Origin of the sequence: Acinetobacter sp. AR_0276 (genome assembly GCF_003000705.1) — a bacterium.
Classification (GTDB): Bacteria; Pseudomonadota; Gammaproteobacteria; order Pseudomonadales; family Moraxellaceae; genus Acinetobacter; species Acinetobacter nosocomialis.
Map to the genome: position 1 here is coordinate 2,356,007 of NZ_PSQO01000004.1, position 24,228 is coordinate 2,380,234.

Below are 24,228 nucleotides of genomic sequence, written 5' to 3' on the forward strand. Positions count from 1 at the left end.
TTTATACGCGCGCGAGGCGCAGCATCAGGAGTTCGAGATGATGTCTTGCTTGAGTAGGCTGGGCAAACAAGTGATTCGTTTTCATCTATGGACCATGTAATAGTAAGTTTGGTGGTTTGCAAATATGCTTATTGTTTAGATATACCACATCTAAACAATGATTACACGTTGTGCAAAAGTCTTATACTCATTTTAATTTTAGTGTTCAGAAAATAATTTTCTAATTTTGCGTTGTTTAATGTTTTGTCGAAAATAATTTTCATTGTTTTGCCTTATTGAGATAAAAATAATTAATTAGTCCAAATAAGGCAAAAATAAATAGAGTTACAGTTCAGCCCATTTACGCATTAAGTTATGGTAAAGGTTGGTCAGTTTAATGACTTCGCTATGATTGTCACCCAGCTGCATTCTTAAGTTTTGTACTGTTTGATCTAGATTAAAAAGCATATGTCGCTCAGCATCATCACGCACCATACTTTGCACCCAGAAAAAAGAAGCAATACGACATCCAGAAGTAATCGCCGTCACTTCATGCAAACTGGTAGATGGATATAAAATCATATCTCCTGCCGGAAGTTTCACTTCGTGATAGCCATAAGTGTCTTCTACGACTAGATCACCACCTTCATATTCTTCAGGTTCGCTTAAAAATAAAGTGCATGATAAATCGGTTCTAAGCCGTTCATTAGTACCACGTATGCGGCGGATAGAATTGTCTACGTGAAAACCAAAAGACTCCTGATTCTCATAACGATTAAACAGGGGGGGGATAATATCAAGTGGTATTGCAGCAGATAAAAATAATGGGTGAGTACCTAGTGCCTCAAGAATAATATTACTCAGATGGTGAGTAAGCGGATGATCTTCGGGTAATTGCTGATTGCGTTTTACAGTTGCAGAGAGTGTACCAGCTGTTACTTTGCCATTGACCCATTCAATTTTGTCCATTTCATTACGAAAATATTGAACCTGTTCTTTACTCAATACATTGGGAATATGGTGGATCACGGTGATACCTGCGAGTAATAATAGTAGAAAATTAAAATAGCCTCTAACAATAGAGGCTATTTTATATTAGAAACCATAAAAATATTATGGGATTCTAGACTAACTTAGTATTTAAAGTTGATTGCGAGTACTGCGCTACGGCCTTCTGCTTCTGTTGCATAGTGAGAAGCATAAGCTTTAGTAAAGTAACGCTTATCAGATAAGTTGTTTAGGTTAAGCTGTAAATTAACATTTTTATTTACGTCATAACGAGCCATAGCATCGTAACGAACATAACCAGGAACATATTTAGTATTTGCAGCATCTCCAAATACTTTATCCATAGCGACTGCACCAGCACCTACGGTCACTTGTGGTAATACTTTATAAGTTGTCCAAAGTGTCGCTGAGTTTTTCGCTACGTTTTGTACTTGATTACCGTTTGTTGGGCTTGGAACATAGTTGCCGTTACTATCTTTAGCATATCCACCATCAACGATTTCGCTATCTAAATAGGTGTAACCAGCAGAGACTGCCCACTTTTCAGTAATGTTACCGTTCGCACCTAATTCAATACCGTCAACACGTGTTTCACCAATATTTCTTGTGAAACCATCAGTACCTAAAGCACGTGTATTGGTTTTTTCAGTACGGAAGATTGCAGCAGTTAAGTTTAAACGGTTATTTAACACATCCCATTTTGTACCTAACTCATAAGTTTTAACTTCTTCTGGCTTAAGGTTATTAATAGCTCTTGCTTGCTCATCGGTTGTATTACGGTTTGGAACACTAATTCCTTCTGAACCATCACCAGCATCTACACCTACTGGGTTAGCTGACGTTGCGTAGCTCAAATAAATAGAACCATTTTCAACAGGCTTAAATGTGATACCTGCTTGATAGTTAAAGAAGTCATTGCTTGAGCTGTATTTTGTGCCAGCTTTAATGAGCGTTGCACCTGAGCCTGAGTCCTTATTATATTTAACATCAGTATCAAATTTGTCCCAACGTACACCTAAGTCAATTAACCATTGAGGTGTAATTTCAATGTTGTTTAATGCGTAAATTGACTGGGTTTTAGATGTAATGTTGGTAACATTTGGGTTTGCTTGTATACGACCCAACCATGCATCATTTGGATTAGGGTTATTAAGGTCAGTACACCAGCCATTTGAGTTAGCAAGTGAACAAGCATTGTTTGTACCGCTACCACCAATTTGTGAAGTATTTGGATCTGTTACGATGTTTGTGCCACGATCTGAATCTTGCTTGCTATATTCAGCACCAATATTAAAGCTGTGCTTAAGAGAACCCGTATTGAATTTACCTTTTAATGATAGCTGATCAGTAAAGCTGTCTGTATCAGTAATATTGGTATTTACACGGCGCCAAACCTTACCATTAACAATGTTACCTTGGCTGTCATCTGGCTGAGTCCATAAATAATTATTTTTAGACTTACCATAAACAGCGGTATTGCTGAGAGTTAGGTTATCGTTGAAGTCATGTTCAAGTTTAAGTGTACCAATCTGGTTTTCTTGCTTTTGGAAATCGCGATCTTTCCAACCGTAATAAATACCTTGTTTAACATCAACCGGTTTACCAGCAGTCGCTTTCTTAATGACGTCATATTGATAAGGCACACCAGAATCAGGTGTATCATCAGTTTTTAAATAGTAGTAGCTCAGTGTTCCGCGAGTAGCACTATCTAAACCGAAGCTAATACTTGGTGCGATACCAGCGCGTTTATATTCTGCGCCATTACTTTGGCCGGCTTTGTCATTTTGGTGTCCCATCACAATCACACGGGCAGCCACTCCATTGCCGAAGTCTTTATTGCCATCCAAAGTAACACGTGCATAGTTATCTGTGCCCCCGGCAACAGAACCTTCAAGAGAGTCACCTTTTTTCGCAACTTTCGTAATCAGGTTAATACTACCGCCTGAACCACCCGCACCACTTAAAGCAGATGAAGAACCTTTGGTCACTTCTACTTGCTCGACAGCAAACATTTCACGGTTTTGAGAAGTTGCGTTACGAACGCCGTCTACATACATCGAACTTTCTGAATTGTAGCCACGAATGAAAGGTCGGTCGCCATTTGGATTGCCACCTTCACCTGCACCTAACGTGATACCAGGGACGGTACGTAATGCATCTGATAAGGTTGTTACTTTTGTATCTTCAATAAGTTGTTTTGAAATCACTGAAACTGATTTCGGAGTATCTAAAAGGGGAGCAACGAATTTTGCATTTGCTGATTGATCTACCTTTAAAGATTCTTCTTGTGTTGCTTGAGTATGAATCGTTGGTAGTTGTGAAACAGCTTCTTGTGCCATTGCAGTAGTTGCAATCATAGAAAGGGATGAAGCGATTGCAGATGAAACAATTTTTTTACGTGTTCTAATCAATGACATGACTTTCAGGACTTAAATACAAAACGTTATGCGAATAATAATAATTCTTATTTATATGTACAGTTTGTGTTAATTGGATTTGCCGATAGGATTATGAAGAAAATATGAAAGATTTAATAGGTTTTTGTGTCTAAAATTCTCTAATTGATTGATTATTCTTAACTGTTTTTAAAATCGATAATAATGTGAAATTTAATTGTAATTTTAGATTCATGAAGAATAACTAAAAAATTACTTTGGCTTAAGGTTGAATTAAAAAAAATTAAAAAATCATAAAATTATTGTGAAATTTCCTGGAAAAACCACCTTCAATTTACTGATCTGATCGGTTAATTTTGTATATCTTGAAAGTTGTCATATAATACAGCACTTTTTTAAAAACTGTTCCTACTAACTAATTTTTATCGAGGAAGCCATGCAAGTAACGACTGAAGCGGTTTCGGGCGTTGCCCGTCGTTTAAATGTTTCTGTACCGACGAGCCGTATTAACGAGCAATTTGAAGCTCGTTTGAAGCGCACTGCCAAAACTGTGAAGATCAACGGCTTCCGTCCGGGCAAAGTACCTGCAAACGTTGTTCGTCGCGAATACGGTGCAAGTATTTATCAAGAAGTTGTGAATGACATCATTCGTGACAGCGTATTTGAAGCAATTCAACAAGAAAAAATCAATGCGGTAGGTATGCCGAACATTGAGAAAGTTGAACATAAAGAAGATGCTTTAGTTTTTGAAGCAACTGTAGAAGTTTATCCTGAAGTTGAAGTAAAAGCATTTGACGGCTTAGAAGTTGAACGTAAAACAGCTGAAATTAAAGATGCTGACGTCGACACTATGATCGAAAACTTGCAAAAACAACGTCAAACTTGGGCTGTGACCAAGGGTATGGCGAAAAAAGATATGCAAGTGACTTTTGACTTCGAAGGTTCTATCGACGGTGAGAAGTTCGAAGGCGGTTCTGCTGAAGACTTTAAACTTGTGTTAGGTTCAGGTCGTATGATTCCTGGCTTCGAAGACGGCATCATTGGTATGAAAGCTGGTGAAGAGAAAGTAATTGATGTGACTTTCCCTGAAGACTACCAAGCTGAAAACTTGGCTGGTAAAGCAGCTCAATTCAAAATCACTGTGAAGCAGGTTGAAAAACCTAAACTTCCAGAGATTGATGCTGAATTCTTAAAAATCTTCGGTGTTACTGAAGAAGAAGGCATTGAAAAATTAAAAGCTGACGTTCGTAAAAACATGGAACGTGAAGTTCGCAATGGTTTACGTAACCAAGTTAAACAAGCGGCATTTGATGCTCTTGTTGCTGCCAACGAAGTTGAAGTTCCAGCTGCAATGGTTGCTCAAGAAATTGACCGTCAACGTCAACAAATGGTTCAACAGTTCACTCAACAATTTGGTGGCGCTGGTGCTCAATCTTTTGACAAGAGCATGCTTCCTGACGAATTGTTCAAAGAACAAGCAGAGCGTTCTGTTAAACTTGGCGTATTAGTAAGCAAAGTATTAGCTGATGCTAAACTTGAAGTTGACCAATCACGTGTTGATGCTTACATCGACGACATGGCTTCTTCTTATGAAGATCCAACTGAAGTGATCGAATACTTCAAAAATGATGCTCAACAACGTGCTCAAATCGAAGCTGTTGTATTAGAAGATCAAGTTGTTGATCATATCTTAGCTGCTGCTAAAGTGACTGACAAAGCAGTATCTTACGAAGATTTATTGAAAGAACAACAAGCTCGCCGTATGGGCTAATCTTTTGAGAAGTCAGGAAAAGGCGCTTTAGGCGCCTTTTTCATTTTTTAGGTATGTGGTTAATTTGAGTACGTCATTAAGTACTTAGGTATAAATAATATAATATTTCAGTGCGAACCTTTTGCAATTTGAGAAATTATCCCGCATATTGTTGCCATAGGTTAAGTCACAAAAAATTTAGGAATAAATAACGTATGTATGTTCCAACAATTGAAAATGCTTTAGTTCCTGTTGTGGTTGAACAATCTTCTCGCGGCGAACGTTCTTTTGATATTTATTCACGACTTTTACGTGAGCGCGTCATTTTTCTAACTGGTGAAGTTGAAGACAACATGGCAAATTTGATTGTTGCTCAAATGTTGTTCTTAGAAGCTGAAAACCCGGATAAAGATATCCATCTTTATATTAACTCGCCTGGTGGTTCAGTCACTGCTGGTATGGCGATTTATGACACGATGCAATTTATCAAACCTGATGTAGTGACATACTGTATGGGGCAGGCTGCATCTATGGGCGCATTCTTATTAAATGCTGGTGCTAAAGGTAAACGCTATTGCCTTGAAAATGCACGTGTAATGATTCACCAACCATTAGGTGGATTCCGTGGTCAGGCATCAGACATTGAAATTCACGCACGTGAAATTCTATTTATTAAAGAACGCTTGAATCGTTTGATGGCAGAACACAGTGGTCAAGACTATGACACGATTGCTCGTGATACTGATCGTGATAACTTTATGACTGCACAAGCAGCAAAAGAATATGGCTTAGTCGATCAGGTATTAAGTAAGCGTCCATAAGGGGAGTTTTTAAGTGGCTTGAGTTGTTAGAAAACGCCTCCATATAGTCATTTAACCCTATCGCTTGCCCTCATATTTAAGATTCTATTTGTGGAGAGAATATGTCCGAACATCCTCAAGGACAAAAACATTGTTCATTTTGCGGTAAAACGCAGTCTGAAGTCGGGAAACTGATTGCGGGCGAGGACGCATATATTTGTAATGAGTGTGTAGATGTCTGCTTAGACCTTGTACAAACCAGCCAACAGGTTGAAGCAGGTGACTGGGCGAGCAAGGCATTGCCAAAACCACATGAAATACGTGCTGCGCTTGATCAATATGTGATTGGTCAGGATCTTGCCAAAAAGACATTATCTGTTGCCGTTTATAACCATTATAAGCGTTTGAAAGTCGGGCAATCTGGTCATGTGTCTAAAGATGTGGAAATTGCTAAAAGTAACATTCTACTGATTGGACCTACCGGTTCAGGTAAAACATTACTTGCTCAAACATTAGCTCGTTTGTTAGATGTTCCATTTGCGATGGCAGATGCGACCACTTTAACTGAAGCGGGTTATGTCGGCGAAGACGTTGAAAATATTGTACAAAAGCTTTTGCAAAAAGCAGATTACGATGTAGAAAAAGCTCAAAAGGGCATTATCTATATCGATGAAATCGACAAGATTACACGTAAATCTGAAAATCCTTCGATTACGCGTGACGTTTCTGGTGAAGGTGTACAACAAGCATTGCTTAAGATGATTGAAGGTACTGTAGCTTCAATTCCACCACAAGGTGGACGTAAACATCCGCAGCAAGAGTTCATTCAGATTGATACCTCAAATATTTTATTTATTTGTGGTGGTGCATTTGCTGGACTGGAAAAAATTGTACAACAGCGCCAAGAGAAAGGCGGAATTGGCTTTACAGCTGACGTGAAGAAAAAAGATGAAAGCAAGAAAATTGCTGAATTGTTCCGTCAAGTTGAGCCAACTGACTTAGTAAAATTTGGTTTAATTCCAGAATTTATTGGCCGTTTACCAGTAATTGCAACGCTTGAAGAGCTTGATGAAGAAGCGTTAATGCAAATTCTGACTGAACCGAAAAATGCATTAACTCGTCAGTATCAATACTTGTTCAATATGGAAAATGTTGACCTCGTATTTGAAGATTCAGCTTTACGTGCAGTTGCTAAGCGTGCGCTTGAGCGTAATACCGGAGCTCGTGGCCTACGTTCGATTTTGGAAAATGTTTTACTTGAAACGATGTATGACTTGCCAAGCCGTACAGATGTAGGAACAGTTTTCATTAATGAAGCAGTCATTAATGGTGAAGCTGAACCTGTTTATAAGCCAGAACGTCGGCCTAGAGAAACAGCAACTCATGAAAGTGTTGCTAAGGCAGATTTAAAAGTAATTGATTCGAAGTCTGCTTAGATTTCATTCATCTAAAAAGCATGAATCGCGTAAGTGATTCATGCTTTTTTTGTTTTCAATTCACGTAGGTGGTGTTAATCTAAAAAAACAAAATGCGCATAGTTTTGCGATATAGAAAAATCAAAAGAAAACGCTTTGAGGGATGTCATGCGTTATTTAATTATTGCATTAAGTTGTACCGCATTACTTGCAGGTTGCCAAAGTTCATCACACTTAGCAAAAAATTCAGGTGAGCTGACTGCGACTTTACCGAAAGTTGATGTAGATAAAGCACCTGGGGTGTTTGATCAATACCATGTCGGTGGCTTTAGCATGGGTGGGTGGGTAAATCAGAAACTAGGTCAGACATTTGTACCGATTAAACCGCAAAATGAACATGCGGCAGTTGTCTATCTGTATCGGCCAGATACTAAATGGAACCGTCAGGAAATTGCAGCCATCAATTTGTTTGTAAATGGCAAGCGAATTCCAAGTTTATTGCATAATCACTATTACTGGATTGAACTGCCAGCAGGAAGTTATCGTATTTCTGCAAGTCGTCCTTTATTAGGTATTCATTTCCAAGAACCCAAATATATTGATATTACGGTCGATGCAGGAACATCTTATTATTTAAAATACGATGAAGAAAATAAAATGGACCGTGGTGAACACACTGGCCCGTTTATGTTAATGCAAGATAATATCGGTCGTAGAGAAATTGCATTTACCGAGCTTAAATCTTCTAGCTATAATTTTGTTGCTGAAGATGCTTCAGGAAAAATACGTCATAAACCACAAGAGCTAAAACCAGCCAAATATGACGAAAAGTCAGATGTTCATCTGATTAAACCATTTAAATTATGGAATCCTTTAACGTGGTAATGGGTTGCAAAAGATAAAGAAAAGTTAAGACTTTTCTTTATCTTTCATCAATGGGGCAATAATTTTAAGCATCTCTTCTTGCATATGATCACGTGCTTTAGGGTCATTAAAAGTTTGTTGTCCCAGCTCCATCATATATTCTGAAATTTGCCCCATAATCTGTACGTTTTTACGCGTAATCGATTGGCCTTCTGGGGTTTTTAAAAACTTTAAATTTGCCTGAACTTCTTCTTCAGTATATGTCTTTAAATAAATATCTTGTAAGGCTTGCGTAGTTTTTGGGCTACTAATGAGCTGGTTACTCGAATCTTTTAAAAGTAAGCCTAACTTTTTTGCGGCCTCTTTTTCTTTCGCACCTAAAGTTTTGATGCCCGTAATATTAGTGATGATCTGCTCAGCTTGTTGATCATAATAAGGTGTTAATTCATTAATTGATTCTTTCAGTAAATAATCAATTTGGCTCATTTGCATGAGTTCTTTGACTGAACTTAATTTGGCAGGAGAAGCAAATAAGCTTGTCGTAATACAGCTTAGGCAGAGGCTGATTGAGAGATTTTTGAGAATAGGGCGGATAGTCATGAAATGACCTATATACAATATATGGCGGGTGGGTTTATTTATTAATAACACAGATTGGTGAATCAATTGTTACAATTCTTTTCAATTTCCAAAAAAATTATAAGGCATAAAAAAAGCACCGAATTCGGTGCTTTTCTTGATTAGCCTGCTGCGGCATCGATTACTGGAATTTTACCAATTTTCGCTTGCCAGATTTTTGGAGCCACTGCGTGAATTGAAGTACCGTTTACATCAACTGCTACAGATACAGGCATGTCTTCAACTACGAATTTGTAGATTGCTTCCATACCTAAGTCTGCAAATGCTACAACTTCAGCTTCACGAACAGCTTTAGATACGAGGTAAGCCGCACCACCAACTGCCATCAGGTAAGTTGCTTTATTGTCTTTGATTGCTTCAATTGCTGCTGGACCACGGTCAGCTTTACCAATCATACCGAATAAACCAGTATGCTCGAGTACTTTACGTGTGAATTTGTCCATACGTGTTGCAGTTGTAGGACCAGCAGGACCAACGACTTCATCACCCACTGGATCAACAGGGCCAACGTAGTAAATAAATTTACCTTTAAGATCAACTGGTAATTCTTCACCATTGTCGATCATTTCAACCATACGTTTGTGCGCAGCGTCACGACCTGTGTACATTGTACCGCTAAGAAGTAATGTGTCACCTGGTTTCCAAGAATCCATTTCTTCTTGAGTAATGGTATCAAGGTTTACACGCTTAGATTGTGAAGAGTCCCAAGTGACTGAAGGGTAGTCTTCAAGTTTTGGTGCTTGAATATGAGCTACACCTGAACCATCAAGCTGGAAGTGAGCATGACGAGTCGCAGCACAGTTCGGAATCATACCAACTGGTTTGCCTGCAGCGTGACATGGATAATCTTTGATTTTAATATCAAGAACAGTCGTTAAACCGCCAAGACCTTGAGCACCAATACCCAGAGCATTTACTTTTTCAAAGATTTCGATACGAAGTTCTTCGATTTTGTTCTCTGGTCCACGGCGAAGTAATTCGTCCATGTTGATTTCTTCCATGAGCGCTTCTTTCGCAAGCATCATGGCTTTTTCAGCAGTACCACCAATACCGATACCGAGCATACCAGGAGGACACCAACCTGCACCCATAGTCGGAACAGTTTTAAGTACCCAGTCAACAATCGAGTCAGATGGGTTAAGCATTGCAAGCTTAGATTTGTTTTCTGAACCACCACCTTTCGCAGCAACAGTAATATCTACCTTGTTACCCGGTACGAGTTTGTAGTGAATAACAGCAGGGGTATTGTCTTTTGTATTTTTACGACCAAATGCAGGGTCAGCAAGTACAGATGCACGAAGAACGTTACTGTTTTCAAGGTAGCCTTGGCGAACACCTTCGTTTACTGCATCGTCTAAGCTCATAGTTAAATCAAATTTAACATCTAAGCCCACTTCAAGGAAAACGTTAACAATACCAGTATCTTGGCAAATTGGGCGATGACCTTCCGCACACATGCGAGAGTTAATTAAAATCTGTGCAATTGCATCCTTTGCAGCTTTGTTTTCTTCGCGATCATAAGCACGGCTCATCGCTTGGATAAAGTCTTGCGGGTGATAGTACGAAATAAACTGTAGGGCGTCCTTGATTGATGTAATCAAGTCATCTTGTTTGATAATCGTTGTCATACCAGAAAATCTCTTGAGCGGGCTGTTAGCTAGCGGGCTAAATTATATGACAAAAACACAAACTTGTGGGGGATTGGTTGATCTTTTGACCGAAAGTCGAATAGGACTAGTGCTAAGTGTTTTAAAACTAAGAATAACCAAAAGGGAATGTTGTTATTTAAGAATAAAAAAAGCCATTTGAGCGGATATCAAATGGCGAGAGGTAGAAAAGATTAAATGATATTAATTATTTCGCAGCAGCCTGTTGTTCAGCCTGAATTGCTGTTAAGGCAATAGTAAAGACAATATCATCTACTAAAGCACCACGAGACAAGTCATTGACTGGCTTGTTTAGACCTTGCAGCATTGGTCCAACGCTGACTACATTTGCTGCACGTTGTACTGCTTTATAGGTCGTGTTACCTGTATTTAAGTCAGGGAAAATAAATACATTGGCACGGCCAGCTACAGGTGAATTCGGTGCCTTTTGGCGTCCGACACTTTCAACGGAAGCTGCATCATATTGGAGTGGACCGTCAATTAGTAAATCAGGACGGCGTTGCTGTGCAATTTGAGTCGCTTGCTGTACTTTCTCAACATCCGCACCTGTTCCAGACGTACCAGTTGAATAGCTGATCATGGCAATACGTGGGTCAATTCCAAACGCTTTTGCAGAGTCAGCAGACTGAATCGCAATTTCAGCAAGTTGTTCGGCTGTAGGGTCTGGGTTAATTGCACAGTCACCGTAAACATATACTTCATCTGGTAAAAGCATAAAGAATATGGACGAAACTAAAGAGTAAGAAGGTGCGGTTTTAATCAGCTGAAAAGCAGGGCGCACGGTGTTAGCCGTGGTGTGAACTGCACCTGAAACCAAACCATCTACATGATCTAGCGCCAGCATCATGGTGCCAAGAACTACGGTGTCTTGTAATTGATCTTTGGCTTGTAACTCATTGAGTTTGCCTTTGCGGAGTTCAACCATAGGTGCAACATATTGATTGCGAATGCTGTCCGGATCAATAATTTCCAAGTCTGCTGGTAATTCAATACCGCGTGCCTTTGCAACGTCTTGTACCGCATCTGGCTTAGCTAACAAAATACAATGCGCAATACCACGAGCCTGACATATAGCAGCAGCTTCAATAGTACGTGGTTCATCGCCTTCAGGTAGGACAATCCGTTTTTTGGCTGCAATTGATTTTTGCACTAACTCATGACGGAATGCAGAAGGAGAAAGGCGTGGAGTTGCACCGTTATTACTGTGCTGTTTAAGCCATTCGACATCGATATGACTTGAAACAAAACGAGTCACTTGCTCGGCACGTTCGGTGTCATCGATTGGAATTTCATTACCAAAATCGGATAAGCGCTGTGCTGTTTCCAGTGTGTTTAAACGGGTATGTAAAATTGGTAAACCTTGTTTGATGGCGCTTTGACAAAACTCTAAAAGCTCAGGAGCAGGGGCTTCACGTTCAGTTAGTACTAAGCCTGCCAATGGAATACCATTACTGGTTGCCAAACTACCTGCAAGTAAAACGTCGGTACGTTCAGATGCACTAATAATCAGCTCGCCTGCAATGAATTTATTAAGTTCATATTCAATACTTGAAGCAATTAAACTTGAGTGCAAAATACGACGTGTTTTCGCTTCGCCTTGATGTACCCATTGACCATCAATCACGTTCGCGATGTCTAAAGTTCTAGGTACACTTAAGGTATTACTAAATGGGACTAAACCAATAATTGGTAAATCGTTTGATCCAAAGTAGCGATTGTATTTTTGCAGTTCTGTCGTAAATTTTGCGATGTCTTCAGTTGGACGTAACGACGGATCAAATGCGACAGGTATTTGAGCTGTTTCTTCAGACAACCCGCGTGTACGCATAAAGAGTACGCCGGCTGTTCGGTTAGAGGTTGCACCACCAAACTGCCGTAAGTGAGCTTCAACTTTCTCTGCTGTTTTACGTGGGTTTTGAATATCTGCTGTACTGACTAAAACCACTTCAGCATCGAGAGCTTGAGCAAGGCTCGCATTCAGCTCACTGGCAAAATGATCTTGCCCATTTGGCAATAAGCCTTCAACAATAATCACATTATTGTCTGCTGCAATACTGCGATGAAGACTTACCGCTTCTTCAAGTAGTTCATCGACTTCACCTGATGCAATGCGTTGGGTTAGTTTTTCATGAGAAATGGATTGAACAGTTTTACCTTGAAATAAATGGCCAAATAAAGAGGTAGTCCGGTCTAAATTTTCTTGATCTACCTGAGAAAATGGTTTTAAAAAGCCTGCTTTAATCCCATTACAATCAAGTGCATAAATCATACCTAAGCAGGCAGAGGTTAAACCAACCCCTTCACCTGTAGGAATTAATAAAATTGTATTCATATAAACCTATAAATAAATGAATAACGTTCTTTGACTTCTGTAATTAAGCAAGGCTAACTTCAGGAGATGTGTTTTGTGAAACGTCTACAACCTGACGAGTTTCTTTGGCAATACGACCTTCTTCATCGGTTGGAATAACCCAAATTTGTGGACCTGTACCGCTATCAATACGGCCTTCTGTGCCACGTTTTAAATTGTTGTTCTGGTCTTTATCGAGCTGTAAACCAAAGTGGGGTAAATAAGCTAAAGTCTTTTCACGAATATAAGCTGAGTTCTCACCAATACCACCTGTGAAAATCAGGCCATCAATGCTCGGTAAACCACAGCTTAATGCAGCAAGTGATTTTGCAAGGCGGTAGCTAAATACTTCAATTGCAAGACAGGCATCTTCGTTGCCATTTTCAGAGGCTTCAATCACTGTACGCATATCGTTAGAGAGTTGTGATAAGCCAAGTAGGCCACTTTCGTTATTCAAAACTTTATCGATTTTCGCCAAGTCCCAACCAAGATTTTTTGCAAGGAAACTGTGTAAGCTTGGGTCGACATCACCACTACGGGTTCCCATTACAACGCCTTCAAGCGGAGTAAGGCCCATAGAAGTATCAACACTTTGTCCATTCCATACTGCACAAGTCGAGCTACCATTGCCCAAGTGTGCTGTTAGCCAACCACCTTTTTGGAAATTTCCAGCCAGTTCACTGCCGCGGTCAGACACATAAGCATGGCTTGTGCCGTGGAAGCCATAGCGGCGAACGTTATGGTCTGTATATAAAAATTTCGGAATTGCATAACGGTATGCATGCGCAGGCATGGTTTGGTGGAATGCGGTGTCAAATACGGCAACTTGAGGCAATTCAGGAAATAGGCGCATTGTTGCTTCAATCCCAATTAAGTGAGCAGGGTTATGAAGCGGGGCAAGAGGCGTGGCTGCACGAATACGTTCTATAATTTCAGGGGTGAGTAATTCAGCTTTAGTAAGACTTCCACCATGTACGACACGATGACCGATTGCTTGAGGTTTATAGTTTGCAAGACGTGCAAGTAAGGTTTCTAAAGCTTTGGCGTGGTCAGCATAGGGAATTGAAAGCTCTAGCGGTTCTCCACCGACTGTAATTCCTTTAATACGAGCATCAGCTGCCCCTAAGTTTTCTGCTAAACCATAAATACGATCTTCACGACGCTCTGAAACCAGTGCGTATTTAATAGATGAAGAACCGCAATTAATAACTAATACTGATGTAGCCACGTTGAAATACCCAAGTCCTGATTTAAAAATAGTTTTCCTAACTTCCTGATCAAAAGGCATTAATTGCAATATGCACTAAGAGCAGGTTGTGATGTTTTAACATGTGTTGTTTTTCTGTCCAAGATAGACTTTAGCCCATTAGACTTAAGCACTATCGACCATTAAATTTTTTATAACTAATATTTGTTCAGTATAAAGCTTAACCACTGTATTCATTTATTTTTTGTAGATGAATTAAACATTTTTTTGTATATATTTATGAAGAGTAAATTTGTTTTTAATGTAATTTTCAACTATTTGGTATAAATTTTTTAAGAAAAAAGTGATGTTATTTTAATCAAGCTCGATGAATATATTACAAATAATATACGTAAATGAAATTAAGATTTAATCGTTTATATATAGGTTAAAATGAATAAATCATAAACATTTTTATTATAAAATTTAGTATAAAAAATCCGTGTTAATACATTTATAAAGATATTTTATTACTTTGATATTATGAGAATTTTCTCATAGTTATTAGAGGCTAATATACCGGTAAATATAGTCAAAAATAAAACCAGCTTCTTGTTTAAAACTTAAACATAATTTGTATTTAATACTCATGCTCAGGTATTACCGTAAAGTTGTCTAGGGCTTGCATGTCGCTTTTTGCCTTAATAATATTGTTCCTCCCCCTTATCAAATGATGATGAAATATATCATTTGGTCTATTTTTATTGTTCCGGCTTATCCGGTTGTACAGGAGCGTCCAGCATGGACTTGCCGAATCCAATATTGGCAAAAGTTACCGAACGTGTAATTGCGCGTAGCCAAAAAACTCGTTCTGCATATTTACAACGTATTGAACATGCTCAAGGCAAATTTCCAGCTCGTGGAGCACTTTCATGTGCCAATCTGGCTCATGGATTTGCCGGCATGGAAGATAATGAAAAATTAATTATTAAAGTGGGGCGTGAACCAAATATTGGTATTGTGTCTTCTTATAATGAAATGCTTTCGGCACATGCCCCATATAAAACATTCCCTGACATTATAAAAACAGCTGCTCGCGAAAATGGCGGCGTTGCACAGTTTGCTGGTGGTGTACCGGCAATGTGTGATGGTATTACTCAAGGTAATGCCGGTATGGAATTGTCATTGTTTTCACGTGAAACAATTGCAATGAGTACAGCGATTGCACTTTCTCATAATATGTTTGACGCTGCATTGTGTCTCGGGGTATGCGATAAGATTGTGCCAGGCTTGCTGATTGGTGCTTTACAGTTTGGTTATCTACCAACTATTTTTGTACCCGCAGGTCCAATGAGCAGCGGTTTGTCGAATGATGATAAAGCTAAAATCCGCCAGCAATTCGCTACAGGCCAAGTAGGTCGCGATGCCTTACTTGAAGCTGAGTCTGCTGCATATCATGGGCAGGGCACATGTACATTCTATGGTACTGCCAATAGTAACCAAATGTTGATGGAAGTGATGGGTTTACATTTGCCAAGTTCTGCATTTGTTCATCCTCACACACCACTACGTGACGCGCTTACTGCCGAAGCTGCTAAACGTGTACTTGACTTAACTGCTGAGCGAGGCAACTACACGCCAATTGGTCATGTTATTGATGAAAAAGCCATTATCAATGGCATTGTAGCTTTACTGGCTACAGGCGGTTCAACCAACCATACCTTACATCTTATTGCGATTGCACGTGCGGCTGGCATCTTAATTGACTGGGATGACTTCGATGAGTTGTCTGCTGTTGTTCCATTGCTCGCAAAAATCTATCCAAATGGTAAAGCCGATGTAAACCATTTCCAAGCAGCGGGTGGGGTGGCATTCCTTATTCGTAACTTACTTGAGGCTGGTTTACTACATAACGATGTGACGACAGTCGCTGGTAAAGGTTTACAGCACTACACTAAAGAACCGAAATTGATTGACGGTCAGCTCACTTGGGTTGACGGTGTGGTTCAAAGCCTTGATGACAAAGTACTCCGTAGTATTGATGCGCCGTTTCAGCCAGATGGTGGCTTGCGCTTAATGCAAGGTCGCCTTGGCCGTGGTGTTATTAAAATTTCTGCGGTTGCGCCAGAGCACCGTAAAGTGAAAGCACCAGCAATCGTATTTGACTCGCAAGAAGCGGTACAAGCGGCGTTTGATCGTGGTGAATTACACCGAGACTTTATTGCGGTGGTTCGTTTCCAAGGTGCTCGTGCGAATGGTATGCCTGAATTACACCGTTTAACGCCTGTGTTGGGTGTTTTACAAGATCAAGGCTTCCATGTTGCATTAGTGACTGATGGCCGTATGTCTGGTGCTTCAGGCAAAGTACCGGCAGTCATTCATTTGTCTCCAGAAGCGTTATTAAACGGTCCGATTGGAAAAGTTCAAACCGGAGATATGTTAATCATTGATGCTGAAGCTGGCGTACTCGATATTGAGTTAGATGAACAAACTTGGCAGTCACGCCCTGTTGCACAGCCAGAACATCAGGCTGAAAACGAAGTCGGTTTTGGACGTGAATTATTTGGTGTATTCCGTGCAGCAGCAGCGCCTGCTGAGCATGGTGCATCTGTGTTTGGTGCACTTGTTGGCGAAGAGCCACAAGCGCATATTTGAGACGAAGGAATTACAAAGTAATGAGCAAGATTGAAGATGTTGTCAAATTAGGCCCAGTAATTCCAGTGTTGGCTTTTGATTCTGCTGAACAAGGTGAGCATGTATCACGTGCGTTGCATGCTGGTGGTGTAAAAGTACTGGAAATTACTTTACGTACCGCTGCTGGTTTGGCTGCTATTGAGCGAGCGTCTCAGTTAGCAGATGACATTGTGGTGGGCGTAGGAACGATTACTAAGCCTGAGCATTGTGCTCAAGCTAAAAAAGCAGGTGCTAAATTTGGGGTATCTCCGGGTTTGACTAAAGACTTGCATCTGGCTGCGCAAGATGCGGACTTGCCTCTTTTACCAGGGGTAATGACACCGAGTGATCTTATTCAAGCGATTGAATTGGGTTACGACATTGTGAAGTTTTTCCCTGCTCAACAGGCAGGTGGGGTTGAGATGCTAAAAGCATTTTATGGGCCATTTCCAAACTTACGTTTTTGTCCTACAGGTGGAATTACAGCGGAGTCAGCTCCAGATTTCTTGAAGCAACCTAATGTCGTGTGTGTAGGTGGGTCATGGTTAACACCTAAACCTGTTGTCGCTGCACAAGATTGGGCTGAAATTACCCGTTTAGCCCAAATTGCAAGTCAGTTGTGAGTTTTACGAAAGTAATTGTGGTTTGAAAATCTAAAGTATCTTTTAGGTGCTTTAGATTTTTTGTGATGCGGTGACTGGCGGATGCCAGTCATACAAAATATAAAAAATGAGTGCTTCAACAATGAGTATATCTCTGGTTGAAGAGCTTCGTTTGGGCAGTATGCCTAGATAGCATTATTCCAAGGAGAAAGTGTCACATGGAGACCGTTCAGGGTGGCATGTTGCTTATCTATACTTTAATCGCGATTGTTGCTTTGATTGTTATGATCGCGAAGTTTAGAATTTACCCCTTTTTAGTTCTTATTATTGTTTCTCTCGGTTTAGCTCTTGCAGTTGGCATGCCAATGGATGGGATCGTTAAATCATATGAGGCTGGTACCGGTAAAACATTAGGTCACCTTGCGATTGTGATTGCGCTAGGAACCATGCTTGGCAAGATGATGGCCGAGTCAGGTGGTGCAGAACGAATAGCAATCACTTTAATTAAATGGTTTGGTGAAAAACATATTCACTGGGCCATGATGTTCATTGCGTTAATTGTAGGGCTTCCCGTATTTTTCGAAGTCGGTTTTGTACTTCTAATTCCAATTGCCTTCAACATTGCTAAACGCACAGGTAAATCATTGTTGGTTGTAGGTTTACCTATGGTTGCAGGTTTATCGGTCGTACACGGGTTGATTCCACCACATCCAGCAGCTTTGCTCGCGGTGCAGGCTTACCACGCTGACATCGGTAAAACTATTATGTACAGTTTGTTGGTTGGTGTCCCGACAGCGGTTGTTGCAGGTCCATTGTATGCATTATGGATCAACAAATATGTCAAATTGCCTGAAAACAATCCTTTAGCAAAGCAGTTTGTTGAAGCAGATGCTAACAAGACACGTGAATTACCAAGTTTTGGTATTACCTTATTTACGATCATGCTGCCAGTTGCATTGATGCTAGTTGGTAGTTGGGCAGATGTTTTCTTTGCTCCAAAAACTTTTCCAAATGAGTTATTACGCTTTATTGGTACTTCTGATATTGCATTACTTATTGCTGTTTTGGTCAGCTTTATTACTTTCGGCACCATGCAGGGTTTCAACCGTGAACAAATCGAAAAGTTCTGTGGTGGGTGCTTGGCTTCAATTGCCGGTATTTTGTTGATTGTTGGTGCTGGTGGCGGTTTTGGCGGTATTTTAAGAGACAGTGGAATTTCTAATGAAATTGTATCTACTGCCTTAAAAGCAAACCTTTCACCATTGTTGTTAGGATGGCTTGTTGCAGCTCTTATACGCTTGGCGACAGGTTCGGCTACTGTTGCGATGGCTACGGCTTGTAGCATTGTTGCACCTATTGCGGCGGCGGCAGGTGTAGTTGTTAGACCTGAACTTTTAGTATTAGCGACAGGTTCAGGATCATTAATTTTCTCGCATGTAAACGATGCTGGTTTCTGGCTAATCAAAGAATATTTTGGAATGACAGTTGGGCAGACACTGAAGACTTGGTCTGTACTGGAAACAATTATTTCAGTACTTGGTTTGTCTTTCACATTGTTGCTTAGCGCTGTTTTGTAATTAGAGGTAGGTAATCCATGATTGTGATAGCTATGGGTGTCTGTGGAACAGGGAAAACCCTCATTGGTGAGTTGTTATCAGAGCGTTTGGCTTGTGAGTTTCTTGATGGCGATACGCTTCATTCCGCTGCAAATAAAAGCAAGATGAGCCAAGGTATTCCTTTAACTGATGAAGATCGCTTGCCATGGTTGCAAGCCATTCGTCAGGCAATTGAAACAAAACAAAGAGATGGTGAAACAGCTGTGTTTACATGCTCATCTTTAAAGCGGATGTATCGCGATATTTTAAGAGGGCAGGACCAGAATGTTAAGTTTGTATATCTAAAAGGTTCTTTTGAACTATTGCAGCAAAGACTTGCAGAAAGATCTGGTCATTTTTTTGATCCATCGTTGTTACAAACTCAACTAGATACATTAGAAGAACCTGATGTGAATGAGGCAATAGCAATTGATATTGCTCTCACACCAGAACAGATCATTGAACAAGTCATCCAGAAGCTAGGGGTGACTGATAGTGTGTGTCGGGGGTAAATTCATTTAGAAAATATCGAAACTATCATAGCCTTAAGATATTCACCTTGCATCTACGGTTCAAGCAAGGTGAGTACTGATAATAATAGTAGTATTGACCCGAATAAGACCTGATTACAGTGAAAGCTCGGTAGATATAAAAAGATATACAAAGAATAAGGTATTAAGAAGAATGAATCAGTTAAATAATTTACAGCATAAATTTCCAGTAGTGGACAGTATTCCTGAAAGTGTACGTCTGCCATCTCAAATTCATCAACGTGTCTCACTGGTGGACGGTGAGTTGAAGCTATGGGCTGGTCCAACCAAGAAAACATTATCTCCGATCTGGATTCAGCAGTCTGACGGTAGCCTACAGCAAGTTGAACTTGGTAGTTATCCAGTCATGGGCGAAAAAGAAAGTGATGAAGCTCTGGAAGCGGCAGTACGGGCTTACAACAATGGTCGCGGCGAATGGCCAATGATGAAAGTTGGTGAGCGCATCGCTTGTATGCAGAATTTCATTCAGCGCATGGTAGAGCAACGAGATCTGATTATTAAGCTGATCATGTGGGAAATTGGCAAGAGCTTGGCTGACTCAGAGAAAGAGTTTGATCGTACTATTACCTATATGCGTCAAACCATTGATGCTTTAAAAGATCTGGATAATGCTAACTCTCGCTTTGTAATTGCTGAAGGTACTATTGGTCAAATTCGTCGTACTCCATTAGGTGTTGTGTTGTGTATGGGACCATACAACTACCCACTGAATGAAACCTTCGCAACCCTCATCCCAGCTATGCTAATGGGTAATACCATTATTTTTAAACCACCTCAATTTGGAACTTTACTATTTGAACCATTGCTAGAGGCATTCCGAGATTCATTTCCAAAAGGCGTAATCAATACTATCTATGCACCCGGTTCTCTGGTAGTGCCTCACTTATTAGCGTCAGGGCAAATTAATGTATTGGCACTGATTGGTTCTAGTAAAGTGGCTGATCACTTGAAAAAGCAACATCCAAAATCCCATCGTCTGCGTGCGATTTTGGGGTTGGATGCGAAGAATGCAGCCATCATTTTGCCTGATGCTGACTTAGACCTGACAGTGAAAGAATGTCTACTGGGTGCATTGTCATTCAATGGTCAGCGTTGTACGGCTTTGAAAATGCTGATGGTACACCGCTCAATAGCCGATGAATTTGTTAATCGTTTAACGACTGAGCTGGCTAAACTGAAAGTAGGTATGCCGTGGGAAAAAGGTGTCTCTATTACGCCGCTACCGGGTATGCACCGTACTACCTATATGACTGAAGTGATTGAAGATGCTGTAGCTAAAGGGGCTAAAGTGGTTAATCCGGAAGGTGGTGAATTCTGCAAAACCATGTTCTATCCAGCTGTCGTTTATCCAGTGACTGAGGGGATGAGACTATATCGCGAAGAACAGTTTGGGCCAGTGGTACCAGTTGCTGTTTATGATGATATTGAAACTGTATTGGACTATGTCACTACTTCTGATCATGGTCAGCAGGTGAGTATCTTTGGTAGTGACCCAGCGCAAATTGGTCATTTGGTCGATACACTGGTACATCAAGTTTGTCGTGTAAACATCAACTGTCAATGTCAGCGTGGTCCTGATGTATTCCCATTTGGTGGTCGTAAAGATTCTGCAGAAGGTACACTGTCTGTGCATGATGCGCTTCGTGCATTCTCGATCCGCTCTATGATTGCGGCTAAACAGACTGATGACAGTAAAGGTATGCTGGCTTCTATGGTGTCTGAGCACTATTCGAAATTTGTGAATACCGACTTTATTTTCTAATTAATATACGATTAAAAAAACCAGCCTTCGGGCTGGTTTTTCTGTGGGAAATAACAAAATAAAAACGCCTGATATGGATCAGGCGTTTTTATTTAAATAAGAGACTTATTGACGAATTTGACCGTCACCTAACACAATCCATTTTTGAGAAGTTAAACCTTCTAAGCCAACAGGGCCGCGTGCATGGATTTTATCAGTTGAGATACCAATTTCAGCACCTAAACCATATTCAAAGCCATCGGCAAAACGAGTTGATGCATTAACTACGACAGAGCTTGAATCTACGCGAGCCAAGAACTGACGAGCTAAAGTATAGTTTTCAGTCACAATTGCATCGGTATGATGCGAACCATATTTATTGATATGGTCAATTGCTTCATCAATCCCGCTAACCACTTTAACTGCAAGAATTGGTCCTAAATATTCGGTATACCAGTCTTCTTCTGTTGCAGGTTTGACAGTCGTACCCAAAATACGACGTGTTTCTGGACAGCCACGTAACTCAACTTGTTTTTCAGCATAAAGTTCAGCAATGCGTGGTAAGAAAACATCTGCAATTTTTTCATCAACAAGCAGTGTTTCCATCGCATTACAAACACCGTAACGATGAGTTTTGGCATTTAAAGTAATCGGTAATGCTTTTTGCAAGTCTGCTTGTGCTTCTACAAACACGTGGCAGTTACCATCAAGATGCTTAATCACAGGAATACGGGCTTCGTTGGTTACACGCTCAATTAAGCTTTTACCACCGCGTGGAACAATGACATCTACATACTCAGCCATGGTAATGAGGTGTCCAACTGCCGCACGGTCAGAAGTTTCAATCACTTGTACTGAGTGCTCAGGTAAACCAGCAACTTTTAAACCATGTTTAACTGCTTCTGCGATTGCTTTGTTTGACTCAAGTGCTTCTGAGCCACCACGTAAAATAATGGCATTGCCCGATTTAATTGCTAAAGATGCAGCTTCAAGTGTGACGTTTGGGCGTGATTCATAAATCATACCTACTACACCCAAAGGCACACGCATTTTCCCAATTTGAATACCTGTGGGGCGATATGCAAGATCCGTAATTTCCCCAATTGGATCGACGAGAGCGATCACATCTTTTAAACCTTGCAACATCCCTTTAAAACGTGCGGGCGTAAGTTCAAGACGATCAAGTAAGGCACTGTCAAGTTGGTTACTACGGCCTTTTTCCATGTCGAGTTGATTCGCCACCAAAATCGCTGCCTGATTATTTTCTAAAGCAGTGTAAATAGCAGAGAGTGCATGATTTTTAAGCGAAGTCGAAGCACTTGTTAAGACACGTGAAGCCTCACGTGCTTGTTGCCCGACTTTTTGCATGTATTGTTCAATTGAATCTTGCATAGCAGTTTTTAATCATTTACCAATGACTACGATAGTAGCAGTCAAATGCGGAACAATGAATGGCTTTTTTTGAAAAATGTGACCGCTATAAAAAAACATTTAAATATTTTGCAAACTATTCGCGGCTTAAACAAGATGAGCGGTCATTTCAGCGATTGCGTATATTTCAGACAATTGTTTAGAATGGACTTGTGCAATACAAACTAATACAAATTTTAAAGATTTGTGCATAAAAGATTACATGTTCAAGAAGGAACTCTTGCAGCATAAAAAAATTACAGCAAGGAGGAAGCAAGGATATGAATTCCATTATTCAAATGGATTCGGAGATAAACCAAGCTTATGCCGGTTTTGGGTTTTTCGATATCTACCATAGAGATAGTTTTAAACAGCCAGCTCGTACGACATGGATTGACGGTTGGAAAATTGAATACATGGCGATTGCAGACCCAAAAACCATTCACAAAACACCGATTGTGATTGTTGGTGGTGCTTTTCAAAATTTTAACTCTTATAAATATTGTGTTGAGCAACTGTTTGAAAGTGGCCCGGTCATTTTAATCGACTTGCCATCTATGGGCGCAAATCAACAAATTACCAATCGAGATACCGGAATTTCTGCTGGAACATTAGAACTACCTGATTTGTCCGAAATGTTAGGTCGCTGGTTAGATATTGTGGGAATTCAAAAAGTTTCTGTAATGGGAATGTCGTTGGGTTCAGTTGTTGCTTCTTGTTTTGCTTATCACCGTCCAGATTTAATGGACCGTATGATTTTAATGGGTGTCATGCAAAAGACCCGTAAAAGTTGGCGGATGATTTTGGAAGAATCACTCAAACTCATGCAAGAAAACCGTATGGAAGAGTTTGGACAAGCGGTGATTCTATATTTGGTGAATCATGCCAAATTAGATAAAACACGTATGTCACCGACAGCTAAAAAATTATTTTTTAGGCAAATGGCTGAGTTTACGGGGACCGAGCGTGAACGTTATGATATTAACTGTAATCGACTTTTACGCTTAACAGATGTACCGATTCCACAGTGTAAAACACTGGTCGCAGCAGGGCAGTACGATAGTTTTACTTTGCCTCATGAAAATGCCAATTTTGCTTTGCAATGTCCGGATATGGAATTTGCTCTGATTGCTAACGCAGACCATGTGCCACAGCTTCAGCGCCGTAAAGAAACTATGAGTTTGTTCACTTCATTTTTGAAGGGTGAATCTATCCAAAATCTGGATGGCATTATTCCAATGACGCGTGAGCAAATGCAAAACATGGAACGCCGAGGTGAAGAGCGTATACCAGTTCTCCAGCCTAAAACGAAACTGAGCCACCGTGAATGTCAAACAGAGGTGCTAGTGACGATTGTTGATGTGACTTTCTTTGGGATGTATTTGAAGTTAGATGATGTGAAACAGCTCGACTTTGTAAATGAACATCCACGGGATCTGGCACTATATTTAGAAGATGAAGAGGGTGCTTTTTCGATTGAATGTTTAATCTTTGAAGCTACTGAACAAGGAATCCGTGCTTTATTTAAACATGGCAGTTTCGAACTTGCTGACCGTTTAAGTCGTTTTATTGCCCGCCAAAAGCAAGCAGCATAAAGTTTAA

General features: G+C 40.2%; 17 protein-coding genes. 10 read left to right on the forward strand and 7 right to left on the reverse strand.

The features are described from left to right. Positions 1 to 324 precede the first annotated feature (324 nt). Both CSB87_RS12115 and CSB87_RS12120 read right to left on the reverse strand, forming a co-directional pair. Positions 325 to 1,008 carry a Fe2+-dependent dioxygenase gene (locus tag CSB87_RS12115; RefSeq protein WP_001984475.1) on the reverse strand — a complete coding sequence of 228 codons (684 nt, stop codon included), beginning with the start codon at positions 1,006 to 1,008 and terminating at the stop codon, positions 325 to 327. A 104-nt stretch (positions 1,009 to 1,112) separates the two neighbouring features. After that, on the reverse strand, positions 1,113 to 3,404 hold the full coding sequence (locus tag CSB87_RS12120; RefSeq protein WP_004883343.1) for a TonB-dependent receptor: 2,292 nt from the start codon (positions 3,402 to 3,404) through the stop codon (positions 1,113 to 1,115). Positions 3,405 to 3,819: 415 nt separating this feature from the next. Here CSB87_RS12120 and tig point away from each other — a divergent pair, with 415 nt between their 5' ends. From tig to CSB87_RS12140, 4 genes are all read left to right on the forward strand, one after another. Next, on the forward strand, positions 3,820 to 5,154 hold the full coding sequence (tig, locus tag CSB87_RS12125) for a trigger factor (protein WP_002053278.1): 1,335 nt from the start codon (positions 3,820 to 3,822) through the stop codon (positions 5,152 to 5,154). 194 nt (positions 5,155 to 5,348) lie between these two features. Further along, positions 5,349 to 5,954 (forward strand): ATP-dependent Clp endopeptidase proteolytic subunit ClpP, encoded by a 606-nt coding sequence (gene clpP / locus CSB87_RS12130; protein ID WP_000289452.1) that lies wholly within the window; start codon positions 5,349 to 5,351, stop codon positions 5,952 to 5,954. A gap of 101 nt (positions 5,955 to 6,055) precedes the next feature. Continuing rightward, complete coding sequence (clpX, locus tag CSB87_RS12135) at positions 6,056 to 7,369, forward strand: ATP-dependent Clp protease ATP-binding subunit ClpX (protein WP_006582214.1); 1,314 nt, start codon at positions 6,056 to 6,058, stop codon at positions 7,367 to 7,369. Positions 7,370 to 7,516: 147 nt separating this feature from the next. Beyond that, positions 7,517 to 8,233: a DUF2846 domain-containing protein gene (locus CSB87_RS12140; protein ID WP_002053277.1), complete on the forward strand. Its 717-nt coding sequence runs from the start codon at positions 7,517 to 7,519 to the stop codon at positions 8,231 to 8,233. A gap of 24 nt (positions 8,234 to 8,257) precedes the next feature. Here the strand turns inward: CSB87_RS12140 and CSB87_RS12145 are convergent, their stop codons facing one another. The 4 genes from CSB87_RS12145 to CSB87_RS12160 all read right to left on the reverse strand — a co-directional run bounded on the left by CSB87_RS12145 (position 8,258) and on the right by CSB87_RS12160 (position 14,096). Continuing rightward, positions 8,258 to 8,812: a DUF2059 domain-containing protein gene (locus CSB87_RS12145; RefSeq protein WP_002053362.1), complete on the reverse strand. Its 555-nt coding sequence runs from the start codon at positions 8,810 to 8,812 to the stop codon at positions 8,258 to 8,260. 140 nt (positions 8,813 to 8,952) lie between these two features. Next, entirely contained in the window at positions 8,953 to 10,479 is a 1,527-nt protein-coding gene (locus CSB87_RS12150) for a fumarate hydratase (protein WP_002053445.1), read from the reverse strand. 226 nt (positions 10,480 to 10,705) lie between these two features. Then, positions 10,706 to 12,850 carry a phosphate acetyltransferase gene (pta, locus tag CSB87_RS12155; protein ID WP_031952299.1) on the reverse strand — a complete coding sequence of 715 codons (2,145 nt, stop codon included), beginning with the start codon at positions 12,848 to 12,850 and terminating at the stop codon, positions 10,706 to 10,708. Between the two features lie 43 nt (positions 12,851 to 12,893). Beyond that, positions 12,894 to 14,096, reverse strand: a complete 1,203-nt coding sequence (locus tag CSB87_RS12160; protein ID WP_023188487.1) for an acetate/propionate family kinase — start codon at positions 14,094 to 14,096, stop codon at positions 12,894 to 12,896. Positions 14,097 to 14,855: 759 nt separating this feature from the next. Between CSB87_RS12160 and edd the strand changes: the two genes are divergently transcribed. The 5 genes from edd (at position 14,856) to CSB87_RS12185 (ending at position 21,237) form a co-directional block, all read left to right on the forward strand. Then, complete coding sequence (edd, locus tag CSB87_RS12165) at positions 14,856 to 16,709, forward strand: phosphogluconate dehydratase (RefSeq protein WP_006582211.1); 1,854 nt, start codon at positions 14,856 to 14,858, stop codon at positions 16,707 to 16,709. Between the two features lie 20 nt (positions 16,710 to 16,729). Further along, a complete protein-coding gene (gene eda, locus CSB87_RS12170) occupies positions 16,730 to 17,350 on the forward strand; it encodes a bifunctional 4-hydroxy-2-oxoglutarate aldolase/2-dehydro-3-deoxy-phosphogluconate aldolase (RefSeq protein ID WP_006582210.1) in 621 nt (206 codons plus the stop codon). 197 nt (positions 17,351 to 17,547) lie between these two features. Continuing rightward, the gene (locus CSB87_RS12175; RefSeq protein ID WP_002053229.1) at positions 17,548 to 18,906 is read left to right on the forward strand and encodes a gluconate:H+ symporter; all 1,359 of its coding nucleotides are present in this window, start codon (positions 17,548 to 17,550) and stop codon (positions 18,904 to 18,906) included. Between the two features lie 17 nt (positions 18,907 to 18,923). Continuing rightward, positions 18,924 to 19,436: a gluconokinase gene (locus tag CSB87_RS12180; RefSeq protein ID WP_004710666.1), complete on the forward strand. Its 513-nt coding sequence runs from the start codon at positions 18,924 to 18,926 to the stop codon at positions 19,434 to 19,436. Positions 19,437 to 19,608: 172 nt separating this feature from the next. Further along, positions 19,609 to 21,237: an NADP-dependent glyceraldehyde-3-phosphate dehydrogenase gene (locus CSB87_RS12185; protein WP_006582209.1), complete on the forward strand. Its 1,629-nt coding sequence runs from the start codon at positions 19,609 to 19,611 to the stop codon at positions 21,235 to 21,237. 105 nt (positions 21,238 to 21,342) lie between these two features. Here the strand turns inward: CSB87_RS12185 and CSB87_RS12190 are convergent, their stop codons facing one another. Then, positions 21,343 to 22,608 (reverse strand): glutamate-5-semialdehyde dehydrogenase, encoded by a 1,266-nt coding sequence (locus CSB87_RS12190; protein ID WP_006582208.1) that lies wholly within the window; start codon positions 22,606 to 22,608, stop codon positions 21,343 to 21,345. Between the two features lie 299 nt (positions 22,609 to 22,907). On the opposite strand from CSB87_RS12190, the gene CSB87_RS12195 reads away from it, so the two are divergent. After that, positions 22,908 to 24,221, forward strand: coding sequence for an alpha/beta fold hydrolase (locus CSB87_RS12195; protein WP_006582207.1), 1,314 nt, complete (start codon positions 22,908 to 22,910; stop codon positions 24,219 to 24,221). Positions 24,222 to 24,228 lie beyond the last annotated feature (7 nt).